This is a genomic window from Streptomyces sp. NPDC093568 (assembly GCF_044764945.1).
GTDB lineage: Bacteria > Actinomycetota > Actinomycetes > Streptomycetales > Streptomycetaceae > Streptomyces.
This window is the reverse complement of the sequence record NZ_JBIWJD010000005.1, coordinates 216,142-233,050: the sequence shown is the minus strand read 5'-3', so window position 1 is coordinate 233,050 and position 16,909 is coordinate 216,142. Positions and strand designations below refer to the sequence as shown.

The 16,909-nt window shown below is 69.4% G+C and carries 14 protein-coding genes and 1 pseudogene; 5 read left to right on the top strand and 10 right to left on the bottom strand.

Translation table 11 applies throughout. The features are described 5' to 3' along the window. The first annotated feature begins 199 nt into the window (after positions 1-199). The 3 genes from ACIRD7_RS21725 (at position 200) to ACIRD7_RS21715 (ending at position 2,849) form a co-directional block, all read left to right on the top strand. The gene (locus ACIRD7_RS21725; RefSeq protein WP_403455590.1) at positions 200-1,201 is read left to right on the top strand and encodes a TerC family protein; all 1,002 of its coding nucleotides are present in this window, start codon (positions 200-202) and stop codon (positions 1,199-1,201) included. Between the two features lie 129 nt (positions 1,202-1,330). Continuing rightward, positions 1,331-1,645: a hypothetical protein gene (locus ACIRD7_RS21720; RefSeq protein WP_403455588.1), complete on the top strand. Its 315-nt coding sequence runs from the start codon at positions 1,331-1,333 to the stop codon at positions 1,643-1,645. Between the two features lie 103 nt (positions 1,646-1,748). Continuing rightward, positions 1,749-2,849 carry a calcium:proton antiporter gene (locus ACIRD7_RS21715; RefSeq protein WP_403455587.1) on the top strand — a complete coding sequence of 367 codons (1,101 nt, stop codon included), beginning with the start codon at positions 1,749-1,751 and terminating at the stop codon, positions 2,847-2,849. A 41-nt stretch (positions 2,850-2,890) separates the two neighbouring features. On the opposite strand, the gene ACIRD7_RS21710 is transcribed toward ACIRD7_RS21715, so the two are convergent. Beyond that, on the bottom strand, positions 2,891-4,195 hold the full coding sequence (locus ACIRD7_RS21710; protein WP_403455584.1) for an MFS transporter: 1,305 nt from the start codon (positions 4,193-4,195) through the stop codon (positions 2,891-2,893). Positions 4,196-4,256: 61 nt separating this feature from the next. Then, complete coding sequence (locus tag ACIRD7_RS21705; RefSeq protein ID WP_403455583.1) at positions 4,257-5,303, bottom strand: S66 peptidase family protein; 1,047 nt, start codon at positions 5,301-5,303, stop codon at positions 4,257-4,259. A 103-nt stretch (positions 5,304-5,406) separates the two neighbouring features. Between ACIRD7_RS21705 and aroQ the strand changes: the two genes are divergently transcribed. Then, entirely contained in the window at positions 5,407-5,880 is a 474-nt protein-coding gene (aroQ, locus tag ACIRD7_RS21700; protein ID WP_403455582.1) for a type II 3-dehydroquinate dehydratase, read from the top strand. Between the two features lie 78 nt (positions 5,881-5,958). On the opposite strand, the gene ACIRD7_RS21695 is transcribed toward aroQ, so the two are convergent. From ACIRD7_RS21695 to ACIRD7_RS21670, 6 genes are all read right to left on the bottom strand, one after another. Continuing rightward, positions 5,959-6,687: an amino acid ABC transporter ATP-binding protein gene (locus tag ACIRD7_RS21695; RefSeq protein WP_403456383.1), complete on the bottom strand. Its 729-nt coding sequence runs from the start codon at positions 6,685-6,687 to the stop codon at positions 5,959-5,961. Between the two features lie 65 nt (positions 6,688-6,752). Next, positions 6,753-7,673 carry an amino acid ABC transporter permease gene (locus ACIRD7_RS21690; RefSeq protein ID WP_403455581.1) on the bottom strand — a complete coding sequence of 307 codons (921 nt, stop codon included), beginning with the start codon at positions 7,671-7,673 and terminating at the stop codon, positions 6,753-6,755. Continuing rightward, on the bottom strand, positions 7,670-8,554 hold the full coding sequence (locus ACIRD7_RS21685; RefSeq protein ID WP_403455578.1) for an ABC transporter substrate-binding protein: 885 nt from the start codon (positions 8,552-8,554) through the stop codon (positions 7,670-7,672). Before ACIRD7_RS21685 ends, ACIRD7_RS21690 begins: the two co-directional genes overlap by 4 nt. Before the next feature lie 358 nt (positions 8,555-8,912). Further along, the gene (locus tag ACIRD7_RS21680; protein ID WP_403455576.1) at positions 8,913-9,569 is read right to left on the bottom strand and encodes an MBL fold metallo-hydrolase; all 657 of its coding nucleotides are present in this window, start codon (positions 9,567-9,569) and stop codon (positions 8,913-8,915) included. A 94-nt stretch (positions 9,570-9,663) separates the two neighbouring features. Further along, the gene (locus ACIRD7_RS21675; protein WP_403455574.1) at positions 9,664-10,311 is read right to left on the bottom strand and encodes a dihydrofolate reductase family protein; all 648 of its coding nucleotides are present in this window, start codon (positions 10,309-10,311) and stop codon (positions 9,664-9,666) included. A 192-nt stretch (positions 10,312-10,503) separates the two neighbouring features. Next, the gene (locus tag ACIRD7_RS21670; RefSeq protein ID WP_403455572.1) at positions 10,504-11,190 is read right to left on the bottom strand and encodes a maleylpyruvate isomerase family mycothiol-dependent enzyme; all 687 of its coding nucleotides are present in this window, start codon (positions 11,188-11,190) and stop codon (positions 10,504-10,506) included. A 249-nt stretch (positions 11,191-11,439) separates the two neighbouring features. Here ACIRD7_RS21670 and uvrA point away from each other — a divergent pair, with 249 nt between their 5' ends. After that, positions 11,440-14,496 carry an excinuclease ABC subunit UvrA gene (gene uvrA / locus ACIRD7_RS21665; RefSeq protein WP_403455570.1) on the top strand — a complete coding sequence of 1,019 codons (3,057 nt, stop codon included), beginning with the start codon at positions 11,440-11,442 and terminating at the stop codon, positions 14,494-14,496. A gap of 182 nt (positions 14,497-14,678) precedes the next feature. On the opposite strand, the gene ACIRD7_RS21660 is transcribed toward uvrA, so the two are convergent. Together ACIRD7_RS21660 and ACIRD7_RS21655 are read right to left on the bottom strand one after the other, a co-directional pair. Next, the gene (locus tag ACIRD7_RS21660; protein WP_403455567.1) at positions 14,679-15,590 is read right to left on the bottom strand and encodes a carbohydrate kinase; all 912 of its coding nucleotides are present in this window, start codon (positions 15,588-15,590) and stop codon (positions 14,679-14,681) included. Positions 15,591-15,847: 257 nt separating this feature from the next. Further along, positions 15,848-16,888, bottom strand: a pseudogene (locus tag ACIRD7_RS21655) (LacI family DNA-binding transcriptional regulator); the annotation flags it as partial. Positions 16,889-16,909 lie beyond the last annotated feature (21 nt).

Sequence of the window (16,909 nt, the reverse complement as noted above, 5' to 3'; positions counted from 1 at the left end):
ACTTCTTTTGCCAATCACTTTACCTTTCCTTGGTGATTGGGGTAGTCTTCTTGGCACGGAGGGGAGTACTCCCTGACTGCTGCGACGTACCCGTCAATACGGATCCGGCCAGATCCCGGGGCGTCGGCCCATCGTGGGTGGAAGAGACCTCCGGCGCGCGACGACGCTGACATTTGCCGTTACGACTGCCGGAGGCGCAGTGGAAGTTTCCACGACCCTGTGGGTCCTGACCATCGTGGGCCTTGCCGCCCTGATCGCTGTCGATTTCTTCATCGGCCGCAAGCCGCACGACGTATCCATCAAAGAAGCCGGTGTCTGGACGGTCGTCTGGATCGCCCTGGCCGGCCTCTTCGGGCTCGGCCTGCTGATCTTCGGCGGCGGACAAGCCGGCGGTGAGTTCTTCGCGGGCTTCATCACCGAGAAGTCACTGAGCGTCGACAACCTCTTCGTCTTCGTCCTGATCATGGCGAAGTTCGCGGTGCCGTCCCAGTACCAGCAGCGAGTGCTGCTGGTCGGTGTCCTCATCGCCCTGGTGCTGCGAGCCATCTTCATCGCCGCGGGTGCCGCGATTCTCGCCAGCTTCGCCTGGGTGTTCTACCTCTTCGGCGCCTTCCTGATCTGGACCGCCTGGAAGCTCATCCAGGAGGCCCGAGCCGGTGACGAGGACGAGGAGTTCGAGGAGAACAAGCTGCTGAAGGCCGCCGAGCGCAGGTTCGGCGTCGCCGATCGCTATCACGGCACCAAGCTGTGGATCCAGGAGAACGGCAAGCGGGTCATGACCCCGATGCTGGTCGTGATGCTGGCGATCGGTACGACCGACGTGCTGTTCGCCCTCGACTCCATCCCGGCGATCTTCGGCCTGACGCAGGACCCGTACATCGTCTTCACGGCCAACGCCTTCGCGCTGATGGGTCTGCGGCAGCTGTACTTCCTGATCGGTGGCCTGCTGAAGAAGCTGGTCCACCTCAGCTACGGCCTGTCCATCATCCTCGGCTTCATCGGCGTCAAGCTGGTGCTGCACGCCCTGCACGAGTCGGGTGTCCACGTCCCCGAGATCAGCATTCCGGTCTCGCTCGGCGTGATCTGCTCGGTCCTGATCGTCACCACGATCACCAGCCTGAGGGCCTCCAAGAAGCAGGCGGCGGCCGAGGCGGCGCAGGAGCGGAGCGAAGGCGCTCCGAAGGACAGCATCGACGTCTGACCACGTCGGACGTAGGAAGAACCAACACCGGGGGTGGTGCTCAGCGAATTGCCGAGCACCGCTCCCGGTGCTTCGTTGGGTGCTGTGGGTGTCCCCGGCCGGGGACACCACGGCCGGGTGGAGGCACCTGTGGACGCACCCATGAAGTTCATGCAGATCATCGACTTCGAGACCGAGCGCATCGACGAGATGCGGGAGCTGGCCCGCGAGACGGAAGCGCGGCTGGCGGGCACCAACGGCGGCCCCACGCGCCGTCTCGTCCTCAAGGACCGGGGGCAGCCCAACCACTACCTCGTAGTGGTCGAGTTCGACTCCTACGAGGACGCCATGCGCAACAGCGACGACCCCGAGACGACCAAGTTCGCGGAGCAGATGGCCGCGCTGTGCACCAGGCCGCCGTCCTTCACGGACTGCGACGTACAGGAGACGACCGATTTCGCGTAGCGACATACGACCCGCAGGGGCCCCGCATCCCGAGGGTGCGGGGCCGCCTGACCGCCACACCGACGGGAATGCGAACCCTCAACCCCTCTGCGACGATCGCACCATGATCGCTCGGCTCAGGACGCTCACCACCCGGTGGACGTCGCTGGTACCGGTGCTGGCGGTCGTTCTGCTCGTCTTCACCTGGGGACGGGACCTGCCCGGCGCGGTCGTCGCGTTGGTGGCGCTGGTCCTCGCAGGTGCCGTCCTGGCCGCCGTGCACCACGCCGAAGTGGTCGCGCACCGGGTCGGCGAACCCTTCGGCTCGCTCGTCCTCGCCGTCGCCGTCACGATCATCGAGGTCGCCCTGATCGTGACCCTGATGGCAGACGGCGGCGACAAGAGCTCCACCCTCGCCCGGGACACGGTCTTCGCCGCCGTGATGATCACCTGCAACGGCATCGTCGGCCTGTCCCTGCTGGTCGCCTCCCTGCGACACCGGACGGCCGTCTTCAACCCCGAGGGCACCGGCGCCGCCCTCGCGACCGTCGCCACCCTGGCCACGCTCAGCCTGGTGCTGCCGACGTTCACGACGAGCGAGCCGGGCCCGGAGTTCTCCAGCGTGCAGCTGACGTTCGCCGCACTGTCGTCGCTGATCCTCTACGGGCTGTTCGTGGCGACCCAGACCGTCCGGCACCGTGACTACTTCCTCCCCATCACCCGGCAGGGAGAGGTGATCACCGCGGACGACCACGCCGACGCGCCCTCCGCCCGCACCGCGGCGATCAGCCTCGGGCTGCTGGGTCTGGCGCTGATCGGAGTGGTCGGGCTGGCCAAGGGAGTGTCGCCCACGATCGAGTCCGGAGTGGAGGCCGCAGGCCTGCACCAGGCCGTCGTCGGCGTGATCATCGCCCTGCTCGTGCTGCTTCCGGAGACGATCGCCGCGCTGCGCTCCGCCCGCCGGGACCGCGTGCAGACCAGCCTGAACCTCGCGCTCGGCTCGGCGATGGCCAGCATCGGCCTGACCATCCCCGCGGTCGCCCTGGCCTCCGTCTGGCTCTCGGGCCCGCTGGTCCTGGGCCTCGGCCCCGTCCACATGGTGCTGCTCGCCCTGACGATCGTGGTGAGCTCCCTGACGGTGGTGCCGGGACGGGCGACGCCGCTCCAGGGCGGCGTTCACCTGGTGCTGTTCGCGGCGTATCTGGAACTCGCGATCAATCCGTAGCCGCTGTCGCCCCGTTGCACGGCGGCCGAAGGCGGAGCGCGTCACCCCGTGGCGGGCTCCGCCGCCACCGCCGTCACCGGGCGAGTCTCGGGCAGCAGCGCGAAGCACCCCAGGCTGAGCAGCGCGACCCCCGTCAGATACGCCCCCACGCCCCAGGGCACCCGACCGCCCTGTTCGACGAGAGCCGTCGCCACGATCGGCGTGAGCGCGCCGCCGAGGACACCGCCGAGGTTGTAGCCCACCGCGGCGCCCGTGCAGCGCACCCGTGGCTCGTACAGCTCCGGCAGATACGCGGCGATCACGGCGAACATCGTGATGAACGCGAGCATCGCCCCGAGGAAGCCGAGGAACATCAGCAGCGGCTCCGCCGTGGCCAGGAGCGCGACCATCGGGAACATCCACACCGCGCTGGCGGTGCACCCGATCAGGCACAGGGGCCGCCGCCCGTACCGGTCCCCGAGGATCGCCACCACGGGCGTGAGCGAGCCCTTCACGACCACCGCGCCCATGATGCAGGTCAGCATGACTCCGCGGTCCACCCCGAGCCGTTCCGTGGCGTAGGCGAGGGACCAGGTCGTCACGGTGTAGAAGATCGCGTATCCGATCGACAGCGCCCCGGCGGTCAGCAGTACGAGCCGCCAGTGGCCACGGGCGACCTCGGCGAGCGGCACGCGCGCGTGGTCGTCGAGTTCGAGGAACCGGGGACTCTCGGCGAGCGACGACCGCAGCCAGAGCCCCACCACCGCGAGCACACCCGCCGCCCAGAACGGCACCCGCCAGCCCCACGCGGCGAACTGCGCGTCCGTCAGCGTCGCCGACAGCCCCAGCACCACACCGTTGGCGAGCAGGAAGCCCAGCGCCGGCCCGACCTGCGGAAAGCTCGACCACAGACCGCGGCGACCGGGCGGCGCGTGCTCCACCGTCAGCAGCACGGCCCCGCCCCACTCGCCGCCGAGCCCGAGCCCCTGAAGGAAGCGCAGCACGAGCAGCAGCAGGGGAGCGGCCACGCCGATCGTCTCGTACGTCGGCACGCAGCCGACCGCGACCGTGGAGGCCCCGGTCAGCAGCAGTGAGGCGACCAGGACCGGCCGGCGTCCGCGCCGGTCCCCGATGTGCCCGAACAGCACCGACCCCAGCGGCCGGGCCACGAAGCCCACCCCGAACGTCGCGAAGGCGGCCAGGGTTCCCGCCACCGGCGAGAACGTCGGGAAGAACAGCGGCCCCAGAACCAGCGCCGCCGCGGTCCCGTAGACGAAGAAGTCGTAGAACTCGATGGCCGTCCCGGCGAGCGAGGCGGCGGAGAGCCGCAGCATGGAGGGCGTCTTTACTGTGCGTACGTCGTGCATGCTGCGTCAACTACCCACAGTGACAGCGAGTTACGGGGGCGCGCGGGGGCGGCCGGGTGCTTCAGTAGGTGACGGTGATGCGCCGGGCGGGCCCGTCGACGCGCACTACGCCGCCGTACGGGATGACCAGTTGTGGATCGGTGTGGCCGAAGTCCACGTCGAAGACGATCGGGGTGTTGGGCGCATGCATGCGCATGGCCCGCAGCACGGCCTCCCGCTGTTCGGAGGCGTAACGAGCGGCCTCCTCGGGGCTGTTGGGCCGCTCGAAGGACCAGGTCTTCGCCCGGCCCATCAGAAGGGCGGAGAAACGTCGCAGCAGCCCGCGCTCGCCCATGTTCCGAAGCGTCCAGAACACCTCGTTCGCGCTCGGCATCTCCTCCGACGTCTCCAGCAGCAGCACACCACCGTCGTACGTGGAGAGGTCGCGCGCGATCTCCCGGTCGGCCATGAGCAGCCAGCCGACGATCTCCAGGCAGCCGCCCCAACTGCGGCCCTCCACGACCCGGTCGGCGTTGAGCCATGTCCAGCCGTCGGCCGGCCGCATCTCCGGCTCCGCGTCGAAGGTCGCGGGGTCGGCCCAGTCGCGGTTGATGTCGTTCCAGCGCTCGGCGGGCTTCAGTTCGTACTCGCCCGAGGTGAACAGAGCGGCCCGCAGTGAGTCTTCGGTGCGCGGGTTCATGGCGCCGGGGCGGCCGAGCTCGCACATCACGCTCACGCCGTGGTAGCCGACGATCCCTGTGTTGCGCAGGAACATGAGCAGGTTCGTGTTGTCGCTCATCCCGAAGAACGGCTTCGGGTTGGCGCGGATCAACTCCCGGTCCAGCAGCGGCAGCACGGTGATCTGGTCGTCACCGCCGATCGACGCGACGACCGCCTTGATGTCGGGGTCGGCGAAGGCGGCGTGGATGTCGTCGGCACGCTCCTGCGGCGTCGCGCCCATCTTTCGGGTCGCCGGGTACTCGACCGGTTCCAGTTCGAAGTCCTTCCGCAACCGCTCCAGGCCGAGCTCGTACGGGCGCGGGAAGAGGCCGGGCAGGCCGGCGCCGGGCGAAATGACGGCGACGCGATCGCCGGGGGAGGGCTTGAGAGGGTACGAGATGGTGGTCATGAACGGAGGGTATGAGGGATCGCGTGGTCCATGCATCGTGATAAACCGGGGCTGAGCAGCGGTCACCGACGGACCGCCCGACCCCGAACGGACCGGAGGAACCGTGCCCCGCACCCTGGCCAACGCCCCGATCATGATCCTCAACGGCCCCAACCTGAACCTGCTCGGCCAGCGTCAGCCCGAGATCTACGGCTCCGAGACCCTGGCCGATGTCGAGGCCCTGTGCGCGAAGGCGGCGGCCGCACACGGCGGCACGATCGACTTCCGGCAGTCCAACCACGAGGGCGAGCTGGTCGACTGGATCCACGAGGCACGGCAGAACCACTGCGCGATCGTGATCAACCCCGGTGCCTACTCCCACACCTCGGTGGCGATCCTGGATGCGCTCAACACCTGCGACGGCCTTCCGGTGTTGGAGGTCCACATCTCCAACATCCACAAGCGCGAGTCCTTCCGGCACCACTCGTACGTCTCGCTGCGCGCCGACGGGGTCATCGCCGGGTGCGGTGTGCAGGGGTACGTGTTCGGGGTGGAGCGGGTCGCGTCGCTGGCGGGGGCAGGGCAGGCGAACACGTGACGCGGGCGGCGCCCGGAGGTGAGGGGCCGGAGAAGTAAGGACCGCCCGCCCTGGCGAAGCGGTCCTTACAGTCGCTCCTTACAGCCGCCCGGCCTCCACGATCCGCCGCAGGAAGCGTTGCGTACGCTCCTGCTGAGGATCGCCGAAGATCTGCTCGGCAGTTCCGCGCTCCAGCACCACGCCTGCGTCCAGAAAGCAAACCTGGTCGGCGACGTCACGGGCGAACCCCATCTCGTGCGTCGCGAGCACCATCGTCAACCCGTCCGCCTTCAAGTCGCGGACGACGGCGAGGACTTCCCCCACGAGTTCCGGATCGAGGGCGGCGGTGATCTCGTCCAGCAGCAGCAGCCGAGGGCGTACGGCGAGGGCGCGGACGATCGCGACGCGCTGCTGTTGCCCGCCGCTCAGCCGGTCCGGGTACTCACCCGCCTTGCCGGCCAGCCCGAGCCGCTCCAGCAGCTCACGCGCGCGTGCCTCCGCCTCGGTGCGGGCCAGCCCGTGCACGCGGCGCGGGGCGAGCGTGATGTTCTCCAGGACCGTCATGTGCGGGAAGAGGTTGTACGCCTGGAACACCACGCCGATACGGCGGCGTACGGCGTCCTGGTCGACGCGCGGATCGGTGATCTCCTCGCCGTCCAGCCAGATCGCGCCGTCGTCGATCTCCTCCAGGAGGTTCGCGCACCGCAGCAGCGTGGACTTGCCGGAGCCGGAGGCGCCGATCAGGGCGGTCACCGTGTGCGGGGCGACCTCCAGGTCGACGTCCCGGAGCACGACCGAGTCGCCGAAGGCCTTGCGGACGGACTCCATCCGCAGGACAGGCGCGTCGCGCACCGAGGTGTCGGTCACGGACGTGTCGCTCACAGATGCGTCGCTCACAGGGCTCCTCCTTGGGCGCGCCGGCGGTCCATCCGGGCTGTCACCCAGTCCGTGAAGCGGGTCATCGGGATGGTCAACGCCACGAAGACCAGGCCCGCGACGATGTACGGCGTGTAGTTGAGGCTTCGGCCCACGATGATGTCGGCGGCCCGTACGGCGTCCACCGCGCCGCCGATCGAGACGAGGCCGGTGTCCTTCTGCAGCGACACCAGGTCGTTCAGCAGGGGCGGCACCTGACGTCGTACGGCCTGGGGCAGCACGACGTGCCGCAGAGCCTGCCGGTTGGTGAGGCCGAGGGAGCGGGCCGCGGCACGCTGCGAGGGGTGGACGGACTCGATGCCCGCCCGGAACACCTCGGCCACGTACGCCGAATACGTCAGCGTCAGTGCCGTACCGCCCAGCAGCACCGGATCCACGGTCACGCCCTGGAGCCGCAGCGCGGGGACGCCGAGCACGACGATCATGAGGTTAATGATGAGCGGAAGGCCCCGGAAGAAGTCCGTGTACGCGGCGGCCAGCGCGCGCAGCGGGAAGAACACCGGGCCGCGCAGGGTGCGCGCGACGGCGATGAGCATTCCGAGGACCAGCACCGCGGCCCCGCAGATCAGCAGCAGCCGGACGTTGAGCCACAGGCCTTCGAGGACCTTGGGGAACGCCTCACGCGCGTACTCCCCGTTGAAGAAGGTCTCCTTGGTGCGCGGCCAGCCCGGCGCGTTGACCACGACCAGGTAGAGCACCGCTCCGGTGACCAGCGTGGAGACGGCGGCGACGGCCGTGGCACGGCGGGCGCGGGCGCGCTTGTACCGCTCACGGTCGAGACGTCGCCGCGAGGGGACGTAGCCGTCGCCGTCCCCGCCGGGCATGCCTCCGTTGCCGTCCGCGTCCTCCTGGCCGGACTCCTCCTTCACCACCGTCACTTGAGCACCGGTGCGTCGACGGCGTCCGACAGCCACTGCTGCTCGAGCCTGTCCAGGGTGCCGTCCTTGCGCAGGGCGTCCACGGCGCCGGTCACGCACGAGGTGAGCGCGCTGCCCTTGTCGAGCACGAGCCCGAACTGCTCCGACGTACCGCCCTGGTTCTCGAACTGACCGACGATCGTCGCGTCCGTCACCTCGGCCGCGGTGATGTAGAAGGCGGTCGGCAGGTCGACGACGACGGCGTCGACCTGACCGTTCTTCAGCGCCGACTTGGCCTGGTCGTTCTTGGCGTATGCGGCGGCCTCCTGGGTCGGCTTCACCACGTCGTCGATGTAGTCGAGGCTGGTGGTGCCGACCTGCGCGCCCAGCTTGAGGCCCTTGAGGTCCGCGATGCTCTTCGCCTTGGCGGCCTTGTTGTCCTTCAGCGCGATGACGGCCTGACGGACGTCGTAGTAGCCGGACGAGAAGTCCACGGCCTTCTTGCGCTCCTCGCTGATCGACACCTGGTTGATGTCGAAGTCGAAGGTCTTCTCGCCGGGCGCGAAAGCCTTGTTGAACGGGACGCTCTGCCAGACGACCGCGCTCTTGTCGTAGCCGAGCTGCTTGGCCACGGCGTACGCGACCGCCGACTCGAAGCCCTCGCCGTTCGCGGGCTTGTCGTCCTTGAACCAGGGTTCGTACGCCGGCTCGTCGGTGGCGATGGTCAGCTTGCCGGAGGTCTTGGTGCCCAACTCGCCCTTGGCGCAGGTGTTCCCGGCCGGACCCGACGGCGCGTCGGCGGCCTTGTCCTCCGGCTGCGGTGCGCAGCCCAGAGCGGTGGCGAGCAGGGCGGTCGTGGCGACGGCTACGGCGCGGCGCAGCATGCGGGGGGCAGGGTGCATGGCGCGAGATTGACAGTACATCGTCGTCTTTGTCGAGGTCACGACGGTGAATGTCCGCATATTGGGAACGGGTGTTGCAATCCTGTGAACACACCCCGCGGCGGTTCGCCGGGGCCGCCGGTCGAGGGCGGGGATTGAGAGACCGGCGGCCCTTTCCGCGCAGGAGCCGTCTTCCTGAGCGGGGCTGATTCCAGTTGACTGCGCAACAACGCGCGCCGGGAGCGCGCGTATGGCACCAGCGCGTGTGAACGGTTCACACGGGGCGCGTGCGCGGGGGCGCGCAGTTGCCGACCACGCGCCCTGGGTGTCGTCCCGTTCACGAACCTCGCGTGTTCGCGGGGCTGGTGAACGTCCGCGATCACCAGCCCCGCGCGTGCCACTCCGGCAGATGCGGACGCTCGGCGCCCAGCGTCGTGTCGTTGCCGTGGCCCGGGTAGACCCACGTCTCGTCCGGCAGCGCGTCGAAGATCTTGGTCTCGACGTCGTGGATCAGACTGGCGAACGCCTTCGGGTCCTTGCGGGTGTTGCCGACCCCGCCCGGGAACAGGCAGTCCCCGGTGAACACATGAGGATGTCCGTGCGGGTCGTCGTAGACGAGGGCGATCGAACCCGGCGTGTGCCCGACCAGGTGGCGCGCGGTGAGTTCCACGTGACCCACCCGGATGATGTCGCCGTCGTCGACCAGGACGTCGGTCGGCACCGGGATGCCGTCGGCGTCGTCGCGGCCGGCATAGGTGCGCGCGCCGGTGCCCTCGACGACCGCGGCGAGTGCCTGCCAGTGGTCGCCGTGCTGGTGCGTGGTGACGACGGACGCGATGCCGTCGTCACCGATCATGCCGAGCAGGGTGTCCGCGTCGTTGGCGGCGTCGATCAGCAGCTGCTCGTCCGTGGCCCGGCAGCGCAGCAGATAGGCGTTGTTGTCCATCGGGCCGACCGCGATCTTGGTGATCATCAGGTCCTTGAGCTCGTGCACGTCGGCGGGTCCACCGACCGTCACCTGTCCGCTGTACGTCATGGCGGCAGCCTATCGCCGAGGAGTGACACCCGGGCCGTTGAGGCGTTGCGGCGGCGGAAAGTCCGGGCCGCTCAAGCGCCTCGGCCGAGACGGTTCAGAGGCCGGCGCGGGTGAAGGTCAGATGCGTGACTCCGCTGGGTGAGGAGGCGGCTTCGACCGCGTAGTCCTTCTCCAGGCCCTCCAGCGTGTCCCAGAGGCGGACACCTCGGCCGAGCAGGATCGGGACCACTACGACGTGCATGTGGTCGACGAGCCCGGCCGCGAGGAAGTCGCGGATCAGGGTCGCCCCTCCGCCGAGGCGTACGTCCTGGCCGCCCGCGGCCTCACGGGCCGTCTCGAGCGCCTTGGTGGGCGAGGTGTCGAGGAAGTGGAACGTCGTGCCGCCCTCCATCTCGATCGGCGGGCGGGTGTGATGGGTGAGGATGAAGGTCGGTGTGTGGAACGGCGGGTTGGGTCCCCACCATCCCTTCCACTCCGGGTCCTCGTGCCATCCCGGGTAGCCGAACTTCAGGGCGCCCATGATCTCCGCGCCGATTCCGGGGGTGAACTGTCGCACGAAGGCGTCGTCGAGACCGGCCGTACCGCCGGGCTGCCCCATCCTCTCGTGCCACCACCGGGTGCCGAACATCCACTCGTGCAGCCTTTCGCCGGCGTGGCCGAACGGCGCGTCGTGGGTCTGGCCCTCACCGGTGGCGAAGCCGTCGAGCGAGACGGAGAAGTTGTGGACGCGAGTGAGTGACATGGCTGGCGACTCCCTTCCTTCTGCTGGTGCCGACCTTCCTTCTGCTGGTGACAACCTGCCTTCCGCTGGTGACACCTGCCTTCAGTTGCTGATGACCTGCGCAGAGCCTTAGGGCGGCGATTGCGGGCCCGGCGACCGTTCGGGACCCCCGCGGACGCTCCACCGGGGAGCGTCCGAGGGCTCCTCCCGGCTCTAGAGCGGGGGAAGCGACGGTAGCGCGCCGCCCTCCATGGTCAGCCCGGATCCGTCGCGGCGCCCGGCGAGCCACCCGAGCAGGTCGGCCGAGGTGCCCCGGACGGTGACCTCGGGGGCGTCCGCCTCCCGGCCCGTGCTCCACGCGCGCGTGCCGTCGGTGAGACGGGTCGGCGGCACATCGGGGTGCCCGCTGAAACGCTCCGCGAGAAAGACGATCTCCCGCTCCACGAACTCCGTCGGCAGATCCTCCAGCTCGTATCCGATGCCGAGATCCACGTGGTGCAGCTCCACCTCGACCCACCGCCGGAACGGCACCCGGGCCGCCGTGTCGGTGACGCCGTTGCGCAGCTCAACCGTGCGCGACCAGTCGGCGGGCACGGCCCCCAGGTCCTGGAAGCGGGCGCCGCTCTCGCGCACGTCGGCGAGCTGGACGTCGAGGGGGCGCGGGGCGTCCCGCTCGATGTCGGCGTCCCTGGCCTCGGCGGAGGGGTACATCGGGCGCCCTTCGAGGACGTTCACAAGAGCGTCCGCATTGCGGGCGATGTGAGCGAGGACATGGCCGCGGCTCCAGCCGGGAAGCCGTGACGCCTCGGCCACCGCCGCGTTGTCCAGCTTGGCCGCTGCGGTGAGCAGCCGGTCGGTCGCTTCACGTACAGACACCAGGTCACGAGCGTGATCAATCATGGTGCTGACACTAGCCCCGCCACACCTTTGGGTGAAGGTGGTGAACGGGTGCCGTAAATCGAATGCGCGTGCTATAGGGTCGGTCGTGGCGTCGGGCATGCTGGATGGCCGGGGATTGTTATCGCATCCGGGAATCCGACCGGCGTTGTCAGTGGCTCCCCCTAGTCTGAGATTCCACGGGGGCCTAGTCCGAGAACACACGGGGGCCTCGCCCCCCTGTCACTTCTCTCAAGAAAGGTGCGGACCGGCGTGGCCGACCGTCTCATCGTCCGTGGCGCGCGCGAGCACAACCTGAAGAATGTCTCGCTCGACCTGCCGCGCGACTCGCTCATCGTCTTCACGGGCCTGTCGGGGTCGGGCAAGTCCTCGCTGGCCTTCGACACCATCTTCGCCGAGGGACAGCGCCGCTACGTGGAGTCGCTGTCGTCTTACGCCCGGCAGTTCCTCGGTCAGATGGACAAGCCGGACGTCGACTTCATCGAGGGTCTGTCCCCGGCGGTCTCCATCGACCAGAAGTCGACCTCGCGCAACCCGCGCTCGACGGTCGGCACCATCACCGAGGTCTACGACTACCTGCGTCTGCTGTTCGCGCGCATCGGCAAGCCGCACTGCCCGGAGTGCGGCCGCCCGATCTCGCGCCAGTCGCCGCAGGCCATCGTCGACAGGGTCCTGGAGCTGCCGGAGGGGAGCCGCTTCCAGGTGCTGTCGCCGCTGGTGCGCGAGCGCAAGGGCGAGTTCGTCGACCTCTTCGCCGACCTCCAGACCAAGGGCTACTCACGCGCGCGTGTGGACGGCGAGACGATCCAGCTCTCCAGCCCGCCCACGCTGAAGAAGCAGGAGAAGCACACCATCGAGGTGGTCGTCGACCGTCTCACGGTGAAGGACTCCGCCAAGCGCCGCCTCACCGACTCCGTGGAGACCGCCCTCGGCCTCTCCGGCGGCATGGTCGTGCTCGACTTCGTCGACCTCCCCGAGGACGACCCCGAGCGCGAGCGCATGTACTCGGAGCATCTGTACTGCCCGTACGACGACCTCTCCTTCGAGGAGCTGGAGCCGCGCTCCTTCTCCTTCAACTCGCCGTTCGGCGCCTGCCCCGAGTGCACCGGTATCGGTACGCGCATGGAGGTCGACCCCGAGCTGATCGTCCCGGACGAGGACAAGTCCCTCGACGAGGGCGCCATCCACCCCTGGTCGCACGGCCACACCAAGGACTACTTCGGCCGCCTGATCGGCGCCCTCGCGGACGCGCTGGGCTTCCGGACGGACATCCCCTTCGCGGGCCTGCCGCAGCGCGCCAAGAAGGCCCTCCTCTACGGCCACAAGACGCAGATCGAGGTCCGGTACCGCAACCGGTACGGCCGGGAGCGTGTGTACACGACGCCCTTCGAGGGTGCCGTCCCCTTCGTCAAGCGCCGGCACAGCGAGGCCGAGAGCGACGCGAGCCGGGAGCGCTTCGAGGGCTACATGCGCGAGGTGCCCTGCCCCACCTGTGAGGGCACGCGCCTGAAGCCGATCGTCCTCGCGGTCACGATCATGGAGAAGTCGATCGCCGAGGTCTCGGCGATGTCGATCAGCGACTGCGCGGAGTTCCTGGGCGAGCTGAAGCTCAACGCCCGTGACAAGAAGATCGCCGAGCGCGTGCTGAAGGAGGTCAATGAGCGGCTGCGGTTCCTGGTCGACGTCGGCCTGGACTACCTCTCGCTCAACCGCGCGGCAGGCACGCTCTCCGGCGGCGAGGCCCAGCGCATCCGCCTGGCCACCCAGATCGGCTCCGGACTCGTCGGCGTGCTGTACGTCCTCGACGAGCCGTCCATCGGCCTGCACCAGCGCGACAACCACCGGCTGATCGAGACCCTCGTCCGGCTGCGCGACATGGGCAACACGCTCATCGTGGTGGAGCACGACGAGGACACCATCAAGACCGCCGACTGGATCGTCGACATCGGCCCCGGCGCCGGTGAGCACGGCGGCAAGGTCGTGCACAGCGGCTCCCTGAAGGAGCTACTCGCCAACGACGAGTCGCAGACCGGTCAGTACCTCGCCGGCAAGAAGGCGATCCCGCTGCCCGACATCCGGCGCCCGCACGACCCGTCCCGGCTGCTCACGGTGCACGGCGCCCGGGAGAACAACCTCCAGGACATCGACGTCTCGTTCCCGCTGGGCGTCTTCACCGCGGTCACGGGCGTGTCCGGCTCCGGCAAGTCGACCCTGGTCAACGACATCCTTTACACGCACCTGGCCCGCGAGCTCAACGGCGCCCGAAGTGTCCCCGGGCGGCACACGCGCGTGGACGGCGACGACCTCGTCGACAAGGTCGTCCACGTCGACCAGTCGCCCATCGGCCGCACCCCGCGCTCGAACCCGGCGACGTACACGGGCGTCTTCGACCACATCCGCAAGCTGTTCGCCGAGACCACCGAGGCGAAGGTGCGCGGCTACATGCCGGGCCGCTTCTCCTTCAACGTCAAGGGCGGCCGCTGCGAGAACTGCGCGGGCGACGGCACCATCAAGATCGAGATGAACTTCCTCCCGGACGTCTACGTCCCGTGCGAGGTCTGCCACGGCGCCCGGTACAACCGGGAGACCCTGGAGGTCCACTACAAGGGCAAGTCCATCTCCGAGGTCCTGAACATGCCGATCGAAGAGGCCATGGACTTCTTCGAGGCCGTCCCGGCGATCAACCGCCACCTCAAGACCTTGAACGACGTCGGCCTCGGCTACGTCCGGCTCGGTCAGTCCGCGACCACCCTGTCCGGCGGTGAGGCCCAGCGTGTGAAGCTCGCCAGTGAGCTGCAGAAGCGCTCCACCGGCCGCACGGTCTACGTCCTCGACGAGCCGACCACCGGTCTGCACTTCGAGGACATCAGCAAGCTGCTGAAGGTTCTCTCCGGTCTGGTCGACAAGGGCAACACGGTCATCGTCATCGAGCACAACCTCGACGTGATCAAGACCGCCGACTGGGTGGTGGACATGGGCCCCGAGGGCGGTGCCGGCGGTGGTCTCGTGATCGCCGAGGGCACGCCCGAGGCGGTCGCCGCCGTCCCGGCCAGCCACACCGGCAAGTTCCTGCGCGAGATCCTCGACGCCGACCGGATCAGCGACGCGGCCTCGGTGAAGGCCCCGCGCAAGACGGCGGCCAGGAAGACGGTCGCGGCAGGGTCGACGGCGAAGAAGACGGCGACGGCCAGGACCACGAGGGCGGCCAACAACAAGGCCACCGACAAGGCGACCGGAGCCACGAAGAAGGCGGCGGCCGCGAAGAAGGCGACGCCCGCCAAGAAGACGACCCGGGCCCGCAAGGCCTGAGGCCGGCGGGTCACGAGTCCGAACAAAATCTGAAAAAGTGCGGCGCCCCGTGGGAACTCCCCGCGGGGCGCCGTCCGTTGCATGATCAGCCGCATAATCCAGGCGGCCAGGACGGACCTTGACTCCTCAACAGCGAAAAAGCAGCAGAGCAGCACAGCCGTGCAGCGGAAAGGCAACGCCTCCTAGAAGTCCCCCAGTTCGGAGGCGTACGGCGGCTCCGCTCCCGCCCGGGAGCAGGTGATCGCGGCAGCCCGCGCCGCGAACCGCAGCAGCCGTGTCCAGCCGTCGGCGCCGAGTCCCACGAGCGCCTCGGCGGACAGGGCGTCCTGAGCGGCCAGCCCGTGCAGCAGGGCCGCGTTCACGGTGTCGCCCGCACCGATCGTGTCCACGACGTCGACCTCTTCACCCGGCACGGAGTGCACCCCTCCGTCCCGTGTGTAGGCGGTCAGACCGTCACCGCCCTGAGTGATCACCACGGCCGAAGGCCCCGCGGCCAGCCACTCACGCGGTGTGCCGCCCAGCCATACTGCGTCCTCCTCGGACATCTTGAGCAGGGACACCGACGGCAGCCAGCTCTTGAACCGGGCCCGGTAGCCGTCCGGGTCGGGGATCAGACCGGCCCGGATGTTCGGGTCGAGCGCGGTGAACACCCCTTGCGCCGCCGCGCTCCGCATCAGCTCCTCGTAGGCGCTCGCCCCAGGCTCCAGCACGAGGGAACAGGTGCCGAAAGAGACCGCGCGGGCCGTGGCGGGCAGCTTCTCAGGGGCGGTGAAGAGCCGGTCGGCGGTGCCCTCGACGTAGAAGGAGTACGCGGCCGAGCCCTTCTCGTCGATGGTGGCGACCGCGAGTGTGGTCGGCTCCGGGCCGCGCTCCACGGCCGACACGTCCACCCCCGCCTGCCGCAGCCCGTCGAGCAGGGCCTCGCCGAAGGCGTCATGGGAGGTCCGGGAGCAGAAGGCGGTGGGAGAGCCGAGGCGGCCCAGTGCCACGGCGGTGTTGAAGGGGCCCCCGCCGAGCGCCGGCTTCAGGCCCGCCAGGGCGCCAGTGCCCTGCGGTACCAGGTCGATCAGGGCCTCACCGGCGACGACGATCACGAGACGGTTCCTTTCACGGACGTCAGGGACTGTGTAGGGCTGGCAGATGTCGGGGGCTCGGCGGCCTTCTCGGGTTTCCCGGAGCTCACGGCTGTCCGAGGCTTCCTGGACGCCTTGGACGCCTTGGACGCCTTGGACGCCTTGGACGCCTTGGACGCCTTGGACGCCTTGGACGCCTTGGACGCCTCGGACCTCGCGGATCCGGCCGGCCGTCCGGATTGCCCGGCCCGACCCGACCCTCCCGGCCCTCCCGACCGACCCGACTCTCCCGACCGCCCCGGCTGTTCGGCGCACCCGCACGAGGTCCGATGCACGAAGGAGCACGCGAGCCGTACGGTCCGGGCGGGCCGGTCCGGTGAGTCGAGTCGGTCCAGGAGTACCCGGACGGCCTGCGCGCCGATGTCCCTGCTGGGCTGGGCGATCGCGGTGAGCCGGGGCGAGAACAGGTCGGCCCAGGCGAAGTCGTCGAAGCAGCACAGCGCGAGGTCGTCGGGCACGGACAGACCGTGGTCGCGCAGGCTCCGCAGGGCACCCATGGTCATCGCGTTGTTGGCGGTGACGAGCGCCGTCGGCGGCGAGACGAGCGACAGCAGCGCGGCGGTCGCGCGTTCGGCGCCGGCCGACTCGGAGTCGCCGTGCACGACGAGGCGGTCGTCGTACTCGAGCCCGGCGGCCGCCAGGCCCTCCCGGTAGCCGGTGAGTCGCTCGCCGGTGGTGCTGAGCCCGGGCAGACCGGCGACCAGGCCGATCCGCCGGTGGCCGAGCCCGGCGAGGTGGGTGACCAGCCGGGCCATGGGTTCGGCACCGTCGGCGCAGACCTGGTCGAACCGGGGCGAGCCGTCATCCGGGTCGTCGACCACGCGGTCGAGGAGGACGGTCGGCACCTTGTGCCGCCCGAGGTAGGTGAGGAGATCGCGCGGGTCTGCCGAGGGTGCGACGATCATGCCGTCCACGCGGCGCTCGTGCAGGAGCTGAGCGACTTTGCGTTCATGCGCCGGATCGTCGTGCGGGTCGGCGATGAGCAGGCCGTAGCCGTGTTCCAGGGCCGCGGCCTCGACGCCCTGGAGGATCTCCGTGAAGTACGGGTTGCTGATCGCCGACACCGCGAGTCCGATGGACCGGGTGCGGGAGGTCACCAGGGAGCGGGCGAGGGTGTTGGGCGTGTAGCCGAGCTGCTCCATGGCGTCCAGCACGGCTTGACGGGTGTGGGGGAGCACGGGCCGGGTTTCGTTCAGCACATGCGAGACGGTCGCCACAGACACGCCGGCGCTACGCGCGACGTCGGCCATGGTTGCCATCGGCGATCCCCTCCCTGTGCG

Excerpts from the sequence above, each read along its gene's own strand:
- ACIRD7_RS21715 (WP_403455587.1), top strand. The coding sequence starts at position 1,749 with ATGATCGCTCGGCTCAGGACGCTCACCACCCGGTGGACGTCGCTGGTA.
- ACIRD7_RS21710 (WP_403455584.1), bottom strand. The coding sequence starts at position 4,195 with ATGCACGACGTACGCACAGTAAAGACGCCCTCCATGCTGCGGCTCTCC.
- ACIRD7_RS21705 (WP_403455583.1), bottom strand. The coding sequence starts at position 5,303 with ATGACCACCATCTCGTACCCTCTCAAGCCCTCCCCCGGCGATCGCGTC.
- ACIRD7_RS21695 (WP_403456383.1), bottom strand. The coding sequence starts at position 6,687 with ATGGAGTCCGTCCGCAAGGCCTTCGGCGACTCGGTCGTGCTCCGGGAC.
- ACIRD7_RS21685 (WP_403455578.1), bottom strand. The coding sequence starts at position 8,554 with ATGCACCCTGCCCCCCGCATGCTGCGCCGCGCCGTAGCCGTCGCCACG.
- ACIRD7_RS21680 (WP_403455576.1), bottom strand. The coding sequence starts at position 9,569 with ATGACGTACAGCGGACAGGTGACGGTCGGTGGACCCGCCGACGTGCAC.
- ACIRD7_RS21675 (WP_403455574.1), bottom strand. The coding sequence starts at position 10,311 with ATGTCACTCACTCGCGTCCACAACTTCTCCGTCTCGCTCGACGGCTTC.
- ACIRD7_RS21670 (WP_403455572.1), bottom strand. The coding sequence starts at position 11,190 with ATGATTGATCACGCTCGTGACCTGGTGTCTGTACGTGAAGCGACCGAC.